Source organism: Enterobacter sp. WCHEn090032 (assembly GCF_003986875.1).
Taxonomy (GTDB): Bacteria; Pseudomonadota; Gammaproteobacteria; order Enterobacterales; family Enterobacteriaceae; genus Enterobacter; species Enterobacter sichuanensis.
In genome coordinates this window covers 82,585-94,976 of the sequence record NZ_RXRN01000012.1, presented here as the reverse complement: position 1 = coordinate 94,976, position 12,392 = coordinate 82,585, and the positions used below count along the sequence as shown (strand labels likewise).

Genomic DNA, 12,392 nt, shown 5'->3' with positions numbered 1-12,392 from the left:
AGTTACGTATTGCCAGCCCTGGTGAACACGGTTAACCTTCTCTTCCAGGCATCTTCTGATGCCTGAATTTCAGCAAAGAAAACTCCTAATTTCGTCGCGTTACCTGAGTGGGCTGTTTACGTCTTTATTAATCCGTTTATTATTCGAACAAATTACCTTAACGGGTATTACACATCTTTTATATGGAAACTTATTAATATGACAGTTCAGGACTATTTATTAAAATTTCGCAAGATCAATTCGCTTGAGAGCCTGGAAAAACTGTTTGACCATCTGAACTACACCCTGTCGGATAATCAGGAGATCATCAATATGTATCGCGCCGCCGATCATCGTCGAGCGGAGCTGGTGTCCGGAGGCCGTTTGTTCAACGTGGGTGAAGTACCGAAGTCTGTCTGGCGTTACGTTCTATAAGAAAGTAGCCATCCGCGCGAAATGTTATATACTCTCCGCCCTGCAAACTGGCTGTACAACATTTCGCGCAGATTATGGGAGAGTTCATGACCGCAACGCCTGGAGAACGCATTGGAGGCTGGTTAATCGCCCCACTGGCATGGCTGCTGGTTGCCTTATTAAGCGCATCACTTGCGCTGTTGCTTTATACCACCGCACTGATTACCCCTCATGCCATTCAGACCCTGATGTCGCAAAGCGTGCTTAATATTGCGATGTGGTTTGTGTCGTTCGTTTTCGCGATTGGGATGTGGTACTACACGCTGTGGCTGACGATAGCCTTCTTTAAGCGCCGCAAAAGCGTGCCTAAACACTACATTATCTGGCTGCTGGTTTCGGTTCTGCTGGCGGTGAAGGCCTTTGCGTTTTCGCCCGTTTCTGATGCCCTGGCCGTCCGTCAGCTGCTTTTCCCGCTACTGGCCGCAGCGCTGCTGGTGCCCTATTTCAAGCGTTCAACGCGGGTGAAAAACACCTTTGTGAACCCGTAATAACCTTACAGATAACCTGTTGTCGCCTGCGTGGGTTTATCCGATAATAGGCGGCTTTTTTATTTCAGGCTAAATAATGACCGATTACTTACTGCTCTTTGTCGGCACCGTGCTGGTTAACAACTTCGTTCTGGTGAAGTTCCTTGGCCTGTGCCCGTTTATGGGCGTTTCCAAAAAGCTGGAAACGGCAATGGGGATGGGGCTGGCGACGACCTTCGTGATGACGCTGGCGTCCATCTGCGCGTGGTGGATTGATACGTGGATCCTCATCCCGCTGGGGTTAACCTATCTTCGCACGCTGGCCTTTATCCTGGTTATCGCAGTGGTGGTGCAGTTTACCGAAATGGTGGTGCGCAAAACCAGCCCGGCGCTCTATCGCCTGCTGGGTATCTTCCTGCCGCTGATCACCACCAACTGCGCGGTGCTCGGCGTGGCGCTGCTGAACATCAACCTTGGCCACAATTTTATGCAGTCGGCGCTGTATGGTTTCTCTGCGGCAGTCGGTTTCTCTCTGGTCATGGTGCTGTTCGCCTCCATTCGCGAGCGCCTGGCCGCAGCGGATATCCCTGCGCCCTTCCGCGGTAACGCGATCGCGCTGGTGACCGCCGGTTTAATGTCTCTGGCCTTTATGGGCTTTAGTGGTCTGGTGAAGTTGTAATGAATGCTATCTGGATTGCCATCGCCTCTATCAGCGTTCTGGGGCTGGTGTTTGGCCTTATCCTGGGCTACGCCTCCCGCCGTTTCGCGGTAGAGGACGATCCTGTTGTTGAGAAAATTGATGAGCTTTTGCCACAAAGCCAGTGCGGGCAATGTGGCTACCCTGGCTGCCGCCCCTATGCCGAAGCGGTAGGGGTTCAGGGTGAAAAAATTAACCGCTGTGCGCCCGGTGGCGAAGCGGTGATGCTGAAAATTGCGGCCCTGCTGAACGTCGACCCGCAGCCTGTGGATGGCGATGCGGACGTCCAGGAGCCGGTACGTGCGCTGGCCGTGATTGACGAAGCAAACTGCATCGGCTGCACCAAATGTATACAGGCCTGCCCGGTGGACGCCATTGTTGGCGCAACCCGCGCCATGCACACCGTGGTGGCGGATCTGTGCACTGGCTGTAACCTCTGCGTGGCCCCCTGCCCGACGCAATGTATTGAGTTGCGCCCGGTTGAACCGACTACCGAAAGCTGGAAATGGGATCTTCAAACCATTCCGGTTCGCATCATTCCTGTGGAACAACATGCTTAAGTTATTTTCTGCTTTCAGAAAAGAGAAGATTTGGGACTTTGACGGTGGGATCCATCCACCGGAGATGAAAACCCAGTCCAGCGGTACCCCGCTGCGTCAAATTCCGCTGGCGACCCGTTTCGTCATGCCGCTGAAGCAGCACATAGGCGCTGAGGGTGAGCTGTGTGTAAAAGAGGGCGATATCGTCCTTCGCGGTCAGCCCCTGACCTTTGGGCGCGGACGTATGCTGCCGGTACACGCCCCCACCTCCGGTAAGGTGGTGGCCATTGCGCCCCATACGGTGGCGCATCCTTCAGCGCTCTCAGAGCTGAGCGTCATTATTGAAGCCGATGGCGAAGACCGCTGGATTGAACGTGACGGCTGGAGCGACTACCGCGCCCGCAGCCGTGAAGCGCTTATTGAACGCATTCATCAGTTCGGCGTTGCCGGTCTGGGTGGCGCAGGTTTCCCGACCGGGGTCAAACTGCGCGGCGGTGGCGATAAGATCCAGACGCTGATTATCAACGCCGCCGAATGTGAACCCTATATCACCGCCGACGACCGTCTGATGCAGGACTGCGCCGCGCAGGTAGTGGAAGGCATCCGCATCCTTGCGCATATTCTGCAGCCGCGGGAAGTGCTGATTGGTATCGAAGATAACAAACCGCAGGCTATTTCCATGCTGCGTGCCGTGCTGGCGGGTAGCCATGATATCAGCCTGCGCGTGATCCCGACCAAGTACCCCTCTGGCGGTGCTAAACAGCTGACGCAAATTCTCACCGGCAAGCAGGTACCGCACGGCGGACGCTCTTCAGATATCGGCGTGCTGATGCAGAACGTCGGCACCGCTTACGCCGTAAAGCGTGCGGTGATTGACGGCGAGCCGCTGACCGAGCGCGTCGTGACGCTGACCGGGGAGTCGGTCTCTCGCCCGGGCAACGTCTGGGCGCGTCTGGGTACGCCGGTGCGTCACCTGCTGGAACAGGCTGAATTTTGCCCGGGTAGCGACCAGATGGTGATCATGGGCGGCCCCCTGATGGGCTTTACCCTGCCGTGGCTGGACGTTCCGGTAGTGAAAATCACCAACTGTCTGCTCGCGCCTTCAACGAGCGAAATGGGTGCGGAGCAGGAAGAGAAAGGCTGTATCCGCTGCAGCGCCTGTGCCGATGCCTGCCCTGCCGATCTGCTCCCGCAGCAGCTGTACTGGTACAGCAAAGGTCAGCTGCATGACAAAGCGAAAGCCCATAACCTGGCCGACTGCATCGAATGCGGTGCCTGCGCCTGGGTCTGCCCCAGCAACATTCCGCTGGTGCAGTATTTCCGTCAGGAGAAAGCTGAAATTTATGCCATCTCCATGGAAGAGAAACGGGCCGCAGAAGCCAAAGCACGCTTTGAAGCGCGCCAGGCGCGACTGGAACGCGAAAAACTCGCCCGTCAGGAGCGCCACAAGCAGGCTGCCGTTCAGCCTGGCGAGAAAGATCAGGATGCGATTAACGCCGCACTGGCCCGCGTTCGCGAGAAAAAAGCCAATGCAGCGCAGCCTGTGGTGATCCCGGCGGGTGAAAAGCCGGATAACAGCGAAGCGATCGCCGCACGTGAAGCACGCAAGGCCGCCGCTCGCGCCCGTCAGGCAGAAAAAGCACAAACGCCCCCGGCGGATGCTGCGGTCGATCCGCGGAAAGCGGCCGTTGAAGCGGCAATCGCCCGCGCCAGGGCCCGCAAAGCCGGAGAGCAACCGGTGGTGGTAGAACAGGACCCGGTCGATCCGCGTAAAGCGGCCGTCGAAGCGGCCATTGCGCGTGCTAAAGCCCGTAAAGCGGCGCAGCAGGCGCCTGCGGCAGAAGCGGAAACTCCGGTCGACCCGCGTAAAGCCGCCGTCGAAGCGGCCATTGCGCGTGCTAAAGCCCGTAAGGCGGCGCAGCAGGAAACGCAACCGCAGGCCGCTAACGATGACCCGCGCAAAGCCGCCGTCGCCGCCGCCATTGCGCGCGTTCAGGCAAAGAAAGCCGCACAACAAGCAGTTAACGAGGATTAAATGGTTTTCAGAATCGCAAGTTCCCCCTACACCCATAACCAGCGTCAGACATCGCGCATTATGATGCTGGTTTGCCTGGCGGCCCTGCCGGGCATTGCCGTTCAGTGCTGGTTTTTCGGCTGGGGAACCCTCTTCCAGATACTCCTCGGCTGTGCCAGCGCCTTAGCGGCAGAAGCCCTGGTGCTTAAGCTGCGTAAGGCAGCGGTCTCCCGTATTCTCGCTGACAACTCCGCGTTGCTGACCGGCCTGCTGCTGGCCATCAGTATCCCGCCGTTTGCCCCGTGGTGGATGGTGGTGCTAGGCACCGTGTTTGCCGTGATCATTGCGAAACAGCTCTATGGCGGACTGGGCCATAACCCGTTTAACCCGGCGATGATTGGCTACGTGGTGCTGCTGATCTCCTTCCCGGTGCAGATGACCAGCTGGCTGCCGCCGCATGACATTGCGGCCACGGTTCCGGGCTTCATGGATGCCCTGCACGTTATCTTTACCGGCCATACGGCGCTCGGAGCGGATATGAACGCGCTGCGTATGGGCGTGGACGGGATTAGCCAGGCAACGCCGCTTGATACCTTTAAAACCTCCCTGCATGCCGGCCATAGCGTTGAGCAGATTATGCAATCCGCCATCTATCGCGGCATGCTGGCGGGAGCCGGCTGGCAGTGGGTCAACCTGGCGTATCTGCTTGGCGGCCTGTTCCTGTTGCAGCAGAAAGCCATTCGCTGGCATATTCCGGTCAGCTTCCTGGTGACGCTGGCGGTCTGCGCCACGCTGGGGTGGGTCTTCTCACCTGAATCACTGGCCAGTCCGCAAATGCACTTGCTCTCCGGTGCGACCATGCTCGGTGCCTTCTTTATCCTGACGGATCCGGTGACAGCCTCCACGACTAACCGCGGGCGTCTGATCTTCGGCGCGCTGGCGGGGTTACTGGTCTGGCTCATTCGCAGCTTCGGTGGTTACCCGGATGGCGTGGCGTTTGCTGTCCTGCTCGCCAATATTACCGTTCCGCTTATTGACTATTACACGCGTCCACGCGTGTACGGCCATCGCTAAGGGTTTCGCCATGTTAAAAACGATGCAAAAGCACGGCGTCACGCTGGCTGTCTTCGCCGCGGTCCTGACAGGGCTGACAGCGCTGGTCAACGCTCTGACCAAAACCACGATTGAAGAGCAGGCGTCGAAGCAGCAAAAAGCGTTGTTCGATCAGGTGATCCCGTCAGATTTCTACGATAATGACCTGCAAAAAAGCTGCTTTGTGGTAGACGCGCCGCAGCTGGGGAAAGGCCCGCACCGCCTCTTTATTGCCCGCAAAGGGGATAAACCGGTAGGCGCGGTGATGGAAGCGACGGCGCCTGACGGCTATTCCGGTGCCATTCAGCTGCTTGTGGGCAGCGATTTCTCCGGTACGATACTGGGCACCCGCGTCACGGAACATCATGAAACGCCGGGTCTTGGCGATAAGATTGAAACCCGTCTGAGCGACTGGATTTTGCACTTTGCCGGTAAAGTGATCCATGGCGAAGAGGATACCGCGTTTGCGGTGAAGAAAGATGGCGGTGAGTTCGACCAGTTCACCGGCGCGACCATCACGCCGCGTGCCGTGGTGAACGCTGTAAAACGAGCCGGGCTGTATGCTGAAACGCTGCCCGCGCAAATCAACAATCTTCCGGCCTGTGAGGAGTAATCATGAGCCAGGTTAAAGAGGTTATTGTCCAGGGGTTGTGGAAGAACAACTCCGCGCTGGTACAGCTTCTGGGGATGTGTCCGCTGCTGGCGGTGACATCCACTGCCACCAACGCGCTCGGTCTGGGTCTGGCGACCACGCTGGTGCTGACCCTGACCAACCTCTCCATCTCTGCCCTGCGCCGCTGGACGCCGTCGGAAATCCGTATTCCGATCTACGTCATGATCATTGCGTCGGTGGTCAGTATCGTCCAGATGCTGATTAACGCTTACGCGTTCGGTCTGTACCAGTCGCTTGGGATCTTTATTCCCCTGATCGTCACCAACTGTATCGTGGTCGGGCGTGCGGAAGCCTTCGCGGTGAAAAACAGCCCGGCCATGTCGGCGCTGGACGGTTTTTCCATTGGTATGGGCGCCACCTGCGCCATGTTCGTGCTGGGCTCACTGCGCGAGATCCTTGGCAACGGTACGCTGTTTGACGGCGCGGACGCGCTGCTGGGCGGCTGGGCCAAAGCGCTGCGCATTGAAGTATTCCACACCGATACGCCATTCCTGCTGGCGATGCTGCCGCCTGGCGCGTTTATTGGCCTCGGCATGATGCTGGCGGTAAAATACCTGATTGATGAGAAACGTAAGCGCCGCGCGGCTGAGCGCAGCGTTCTGGAAGGGACACCCGAGAAGGCCTCATGAATAAAGAAAAGCGCATTGCGATCCTGACCCGTCTGCGGGACGAGAACCCGCACCCGACGACGGAGCTGAATTTTACCTCCCCGTTTGAGCTGCTGATCGCCGTGCTGCTCTCTGCCCAGGCTACCGACGTGAGCGTCAATAAAGCCACCGCCCTGCTCTATCCAGTCGCCAATACGCCGAAGGCCATGCTGGAGCTGGGTGTGGAAGGCGTGAAATCCTATATCAAAACCATCGGCCTGTTTAACAGCAAAGCCGAGAATGTGATTAAGACCTGCCGGATCCTGCTCGAACAGCACGGTGGTGAAGTACCGGAGGACCGCGCCGCGCTGGAGGCCTTACCGGGCGTCGGTCGTAAAACGGCGAACGTGGTACTGAACACCGCGTTTGGCTGGCCTACTATCGCCGTGGATACGCATATTTTCCGCGTATCGAACCGGACCAACTTTGCCCCGGGTAAAAACGTCGAACAGGTCGAAGAGAAGCTGTTAAAAGTGGTACCTGCCGAATTTAAGGTTGATTGTCATCACTGGCTGATCCTGCACGGCCGTTACACATGTATTGCCCGTAAGCCTCGCTGCGGCTCCTGCATTATTGAAGATCTCTGCGAATACAAAGAAAAAGTCTATCCCTGAGCACTCAATCCCTTAGCAAAAGAAGGGCTATCAAACGCTCTTCTTTTGGCCGTTTTTTGTCCGCCTTTTGTTTTGCCTCACCTGTCACTTATTCGGTTCTTTAACGCTCAAACAGGTTAATACTTTTTTCATAGCCAAAAATTTCTATACATCTGTGATCACGATCACCCTGATAACTTCATGTTGATTTTTTGTTGTTAAAATCCGCCTAAACCCTTTGTGGCATAAGATATCTCTTGCCTTAAACCGAACATAAGACCAGCTATTTTTCAGAATATGGGCTATATCACTGCATCAAGCGGCAAATAGCAGAAGATATCGCCAAAAGCCCCTCAGAGCCGGTAATTACCAGTCGAAAAAACTACCTTTCCTCACTGTATGAAATTTAACGCTAAATAACATTTGTATGAACCGAAGATTATACCACCCCAGATATATGTAACAGATTATTACAAACGTATTGCCAGACGGGTCAGGATAGTGAACATTACCCGCCGTTTCTCCTCCCAATATAACTATAAGGCGGATGGACTACGGCCATCACGCTATGCACACCCCCGTTAATATGGGATGTAAAAAAAGAGGTATATGTGTCGACTGCAAACAATAAACCAACAGATGAAAGCGTGAGTCTTAACGCTTTTAAACAACCTAAAGCGTTCTATCTCATCTTCTCTATCGAGTTATGGGAGCGTTTTGGTTATTACGGCCTGCAAGGGATCATGGCGGTTTACCTGGTAAAACAGCTGGGTATGTCCGAAGCCGATTCCATCACGCTGTTCTCTTCTTTCAGTGCTCTGGTGTACGGCCTGGTCGCTATCGGCGGCTGGCTGGGTGATAAAGTTCTCGGTACTAAACGTGTCATCATGCTGGGCGCCATCGTCCTGGCGATTGGCTATGCACTGGTTGCATGGTCCGGGCACGATGCCGCTGTGGTGTATATGGGTATGGCGACGATTGCCGTCGGTAATGGTCTGTTCAAAGCGAACCCATCCTCCCTGCTCTCTACCTGCTACAGCAAAGATGACCCGCGCCTGGACGGTGCATTTACCATGTACTACATGTCCGTTAACATCGGTTCCTTCTTCTCCATGCTGGCAACCCCATGGCTGGCCGCTAAATTCGGCTGGAGCGTGGCGTTCTCCCTCTCCGTGGTCGGTATGCTGATCACCGTGGTGAACTTTGCTTTCTGCCAGCGCTGGGTTAAAGATTACGGTTCAAAACCAGACTTCGAACCTGTGCATATGGGCAAACTGCTGGCGACCATTGTGGGCGTGGTGATCCTCGCCACGATCGCCACCTGGCTGCTGCACAACCAGGGTATCGCGCGTGCGGTTCTGGGCGTGGTAGCACTGGGTATCGTGGTGATCTTTGCGAAAGAAGCGTTTGCCATGCAGGGCGCTGCCCGTCGTAAGATGATCGTGGCATTCATCCTGATGCTGGAAGCGATTATCTTCTTCGTTCTGTACAGCCAGATGCCAACTTCTCTGAACTTCTTCGCGATTCGTAACGTTGAGCACTCTATTCTGGGTATCGCGTTTGAGCCGGAGCAGTATCAGGCACTGAACCCGTTCTGGATCATGATTGGTAGCCCGATTCTGGCCGCTATCTATAACAAGATGGGTGACCGTCTGCCAATGCCGCACAAGTTTGCGATTGGTATGGTGCTGTGCTCCGGCGCGTTCCTGGTGCTGCCACTGGGTACCAAATTTGCCACCGACGCAGGTATCGTGTCCGTGAACTGGCTGATCCTGAGCTACGCGCTGCAGTCTATCGGTGAGCTGATGATCTCCGGTCTGGGTCTGGCAATGGTTGCTCAACTGGTGCCACAGCGCCTGATGGGCTTCATCATGGGTAGCTGGTTCCTGACTACCGCGGGTGCGGCAATCATCGCAGGTAAGATTGCGAACCTGATGGCGGTACCGGATAACGTCACGGACCCACTGGTCTCTCTGAACGTCTACGGTACCGTATTCATGCAGATTGGTATCGCGACGGCGGTGATTGCGGCGCTGATGCTGCTGACCGCACCGAAACTGAATCGTATGACTCAGGACGACAATAAGACCGCTGAAGCGACCAAAACCGCTACCGCGTAATGTGATTGAGAAACGATGAGCCGCTAATCTATTAGCGGCTTTTTTTTTATCTGTTCGCGCACTAACATAGCTGAAACCTCAGCAAAAAGGAGTTACCGATGAAACTGTTCTACAAACCGGGCGCGTGCTCTCTTGCTTCGCATATCACGCTGCGCGAGAGCGGCAAAGATTTCACGCTGGATGGTGTGGATCTGATGAAAAAACGTCTGGAAAACGGCGATGACTTTCTGGCCATTAACCCGAAGGGACAAGTTCCGGCACTCTTGCTGGATGACGGTACTCTGCTGACCGAAGGCGTAGCGATTATGCAGTTCCTGGCCGACAGCGTGCCCGATCGCCAGCTGCTGGCCCCGGTCAGCACCATTTCGCGCTACAAGACGCTGGAATGGCTGAACTACATTGCCACCGAGCTGCACAAAGGCTTTACGCCGCTGTTCCGCCCGGATACGCCGGAAGAGTTTAAACCAACCCTGCGCGCCCTTCTTGAGAAAAAGCTGCAGTACGTCAACGAATCGCTGAAAGACGAACAGTGGATTGGCGGGTCGCGTTTCACCATTGCCGATGCGTATCTCTTTACCGTACTGCGCTGGGCGCGCGCGGTTAAGCTGAATCTGGAAGGGTTAGACCATATCGCATCGTATATGAAACGCGTGGCGGAGCGTCCTGCGGTGGCTGCGGCGCTGAAAGCGGAAGGTTTGAGTTAACCGAGCGGTCTGTTTTGCCGGGTGGCGCTGCGCTTACCCGGCCTACCAATAATTGCACAATACCTCTCAGACCCGTGCAAGCGCAGCGCCTCCCGGCATCGTTCAGAGCCGCGTCGCGCTGAAATAGTGCTCCGGCTTCGCAATACGATCCTGCGCGGCAACTACCTGCAGTTCATACTCCTGCATCGCTTTCGTCGCCATCATAATTTCGTACACTGCCGCCGTAACATGCTCCAGCGCATCCTGCAGCGCGGCTCCCTGCAGCAATTTCACCAACAACAGACCGCTGGTGACATCTCCAACCCCTACCGGCTGGCGCTGACCAAAATCCACCAGCGGACGGCTGATGTGCCAGGCGTCATCTTTCGTGACCAGCAGCATCTCAAAACGGTCCTGGCTTAGCCCTGCACGCGCCAGGTGTTTTACCAGCACAACTTCAGGCCCCTGGGCTATCAGCTCGCGGGACGCGCTGACTGCCTCTACTACGCTATTCACCGGATGCTCGCAGAGGATCTCCAGTTCAATCAGGTTTGGCGCAATGATATCGCTGGCGGGCAGCGCATGGCGGACGTGAAACTCTGCCACCCCTGGCGCCACAATACAGCCCTTCTCCGGATGCCCCATGACCGGGTCGCAGAAGTATTTAGCCGCCGGGTTTGCCGCTTTTACCTGACGCACGATGCCGAGGATATGTTCCCCCTGCTCCGCTGAACCAAGATAACCGCTCAGTACGGCGTCACAGCGCTTGAGCTGGTCGATATCGGCAATGCCCTGCACAACGTCGGTGAGGTGCGAAGGCGGCATCACGCAGCCGGACCATTTGCCGTATTGCGTGTGGTTAGAGAACTGAACGGTATTGAGGGGCCAGACGTTGACGCCGAGGCGGCGCATCGGGAATTCCGCAGCGCTGTTGCCAGCATGTCCAAAAACAACGTGGGACTGAATGGCGAGGATGTTCTTCATTTTATGCTTACCAAACCCTGAAAAAACAAAAGGGGCGTGGTTTCCCACGCCCCTGGAGACTGTGTCTTATTTCCAGCAGACAAGACAGTAGTTTTTCTTACCGCGACGCAGCAGCGTGTAGCGGCCATACAGGCGGTCACCGTCGACGAACGTGTATTCCGGGTCGGCCTGTTTCTCACCGTTGATGGTGATCGCGTTAGAGGCGATGGTTTTACGCGCCTGACCGCGGGAAGGCTGCAGCTCAGAGTCCACCAGCGCCTGCATCAGGTCAGCCCCTTTCTCCATCTCAACCATTGGCACGCCGTCCTGGGCCAGCTGTTCGAAGTCCGCTTCGCTCAGATCGCTCAGGGTACCGTTGAACAGGCTGGCGGTAATGCGTTTTGCCGCGGCCAGACCCTCTTCACCGTGCACCAGTTTGGTCACTTCATCCGCCAGCACGTACTGGGCACGTGGCGCTTTACCGCTGTTCTTGTCTTCTTCTTCCAGCGCATTGATCTCAGCAATGTCCATGAAGGTGAAGAACTTGAGGAAGCGGTAAACATCGGCATCCGCTGTGTTGATCCAGAACTGGTAGAATTTGTACGGGCTGGTTTTCTTCGGATCGAGCCATACCGCGCCGCCTTCCGTTTTACCGAATTTGGTACCGTCGGCTTTGGTGATCAGTGGAACGGTCAGCCCGAAGACCTGGTTCTGATGCAGGCGACGGGTCAGATCGATACCGGAGGTGATGTTACCCCACTGGTCAGAACCGCCAATCTGCAGGGAAACGCCGTGCAGTTTGTTCAGGCAGGCAAAGTCATAGCCCTGCAGCAGGTTGTACGAAAACTCAGTAAAGGAGATACCCTGGTCGTCACGGTTCAGACGCTGCTTCACGGCTTCTTTGTTAATCATCTGGTTAACAGAGAAATGTTTGCCGATGTCACGCAGGAAGGTCAGCACGTTCATGCTGCCAAACCAGTCGTAGTTGTTCGCGGCAATCGCGGCGTTATCACCACAGTCGAAGTCGAGGAACGGTGCAACCTGTTTGCGGATCTTATCCACCCACTCCTGCACGGTATCTTCGGTATTCAGTTTACGCTCAGCGGCTTTAAAGCTTGGGTCGCCAATCAGACCGGTCGCGCCGCCCACCAGGGCAACAGGCTTATGGCCTGCCATCTGGAAGCGTTTCAGGCATAACAATGGAACAAGATGCCCCAAATGCAAGCTGTCAGCGGTGGGATCAAAGCCGCAATAGAGCGCGATCGGGCCTTGCGCCAGTCGCTCTGCTAACGCTTCCTCGTCCGTCACCTGGGCCACGAGGCCCCGCTCTTGCAATTGTTTAATCAAGTTACTGCTTGCCATCAAATTCTCCATGTATAAACGACTGCACCTTTGCCGGTACACGACTTTTCGCCTGATGCGAAAGGAACATAGAATAAAGCGCAAGCGCG

General features: G+C 55.9%; 13 protein-coding genes. 11 read left to right on the top strand and 2 right to left on the bottom strand.

Annotation, left to right across the window (positions count from 1 at the left end; translation table 11 throughout):
- Nucleotides 1-198: 198 nt before the first annotated feature.
- From ydgT to gstA, 11 genes are all read left to right on the top strand, one after another.
- Complete coding sequence (gene ydgT / locus EKN83_RS12410; RefSeq protein WP_006174966.1) at nucleotides 199-414, top strand: transcription modulator YdgT; 216 nt, start codon at nucleotides 199-201, stop codon at nucleotides 412-414.
- A gap of 86 nt (nucleotides 415-500) precedes the next feature.
- Entirely contained in the window at nucleotides 501-941 is a 441-nt protein-coding gene (locus EKN83_RS12405; protein ID WP_025758365.1) for a DUF2569 domain-containing protein, read from the top strand.
- Between the two features lie 76 nt (nucleotides 942-1,017).
- A complete protein-coding gene (gene rsxA, locus EKN83_RS12400; protein WP_008500564.1) occupies nucleotides 1,018-1,599 on the top strand; it encodes an electron transport complex subunit RsxA in 582 nt (193 codons plus the stop codon).
- Nucleotides 1,599-2,177: an electron transport complex subunit RsxB gene (rsxB, locus tag EKN83_RS12395; RefSeq protein ID WP_025758363.1), complete on the top strand. Its 579-nt coding sequence runs from the start codon at nucleotides 1,599-1,601 to the stop codon at nucleotides 2,175-2,177. Before rsxA ends, rsxB begins: the two co-directional genes overlap by 1 nt.
- Entirely contained in the window at nucleotides 2,170-4,191 is a 2,022-nt protein-coding gene (gene rsxC, locus EKN83_RS12390) for an electron transport complex subunit RsxC (protein WP_126801015.1), read from the top strand. Before rsxB ends, rsxC begins: the two co-directional genes overlap by 8 nt.
- On the top strand, nucleotides 4,192-5,244 hold the full coding sequence (rsxD, locus tag EKN83_RS12385) for an electron transport complex subunit RsxD (RefSeq protein ID WP_045284918.1): 1,053 nt from the start codon (nucleotides 4,192-4,194) through the stop codon (nucleotides 5,242-5,244).
- 10 nt (nucleotides 5,245-5,254) lie between these two features.
- Nucleotides 5,255-5,875, top strand: a complete 621-nt coding sequence (gene rsxG, locus EKN83_RS12380; RefSeq protein ID WP_047958396.1) for an electron transport complex subunit RsxG — start codon at nucleotides 5,255-5,257, stop codon at nucleotides 5,873-5,875.
- Nucleotides 5,876-5,877: 2 nt separating this feature from the next.
- A complete protein-coding gene (locus EKN83_RS12375) occupies nucleotides 5,878-6,564 on the top strand; it encodes an electron transport complex subunit E (protein ID WP_025758357.1) in 687 nt (228 codons plus the stop codon).
- Nucleotides 6,561-7,196: an endonuclease III gene (gene nth / locus EKN83_RS12370; protein ID WP_008500570.1), complete on the top strand. Its 636-nt coding sequence runs from the start codon at nucleotides 6,561-6,563 to the stop codon at nucleotides 7,194-7,196. The genes EKN83_RS12375 and nth overlap by 4 nt, the downstream gene beginning before the upstream one ends.
- A 590-nt stretch (nucleotides 7,197-7,786) precedes the next feature.
- Entirely contained in the window at nucleotides 7,787-9,295 is a 1,509-nt protein-coding gene (dtpA, locus tag EKN83_RS12365) for a dipeptide/tripeptide permease DtpA (RefSeq protein WP_025758355.1), read from the top strand.
- Nucleotides 9,296-9,393: 98 nt separating this feature from the next.
- A complete protein-coding gene (gene gstA, locus EKN83_RS12360; protein ID WP_025758353.1) occupies nucleotides 9,394-9,999 on the top strand; it encodes a glutathione transferase GstA in 606 nt (201 codons plus the stop codon).
- Between the two features lie 102 nt (nucleotides 10,000-10,101).
- On the opposite strand, the gene pdxY is transcribed toward gstA, so the two are convergent.
- Both pdxY and tyrS read right to left on the bottom strand, forming a co-directional pair.
- On the bottom strand, nucleotides 10,102-10,962 hold the full coding sequence (pdxY, locus tag EKN83_RS12355) for a pyridoxal kinase PdxY (protein ID WP_126801014.1): 861 nt from the start codon (nucleotides 10,960-10,962) through the stop codon (nucleotides 10,102-10,104).
- A 66-nt stretch (nucleotides 10,963-11,028) separates the two neighbouring features.
- Nucleotides 11,029-12,303: a tyrosine--tRNA ligase gene (gene tyrS, locus EKN83_RS12350; protein ID WP_025758350.1), complete on the bottom strand. Its 1,275-nt coding sequence runs from the start codon at nucleotides 12,301-12,303 to the stop codon at nucleotides 11,029-11,031.
- Nucleotides 12,304-12,392 lie beyond the last annotated feature (89 nt).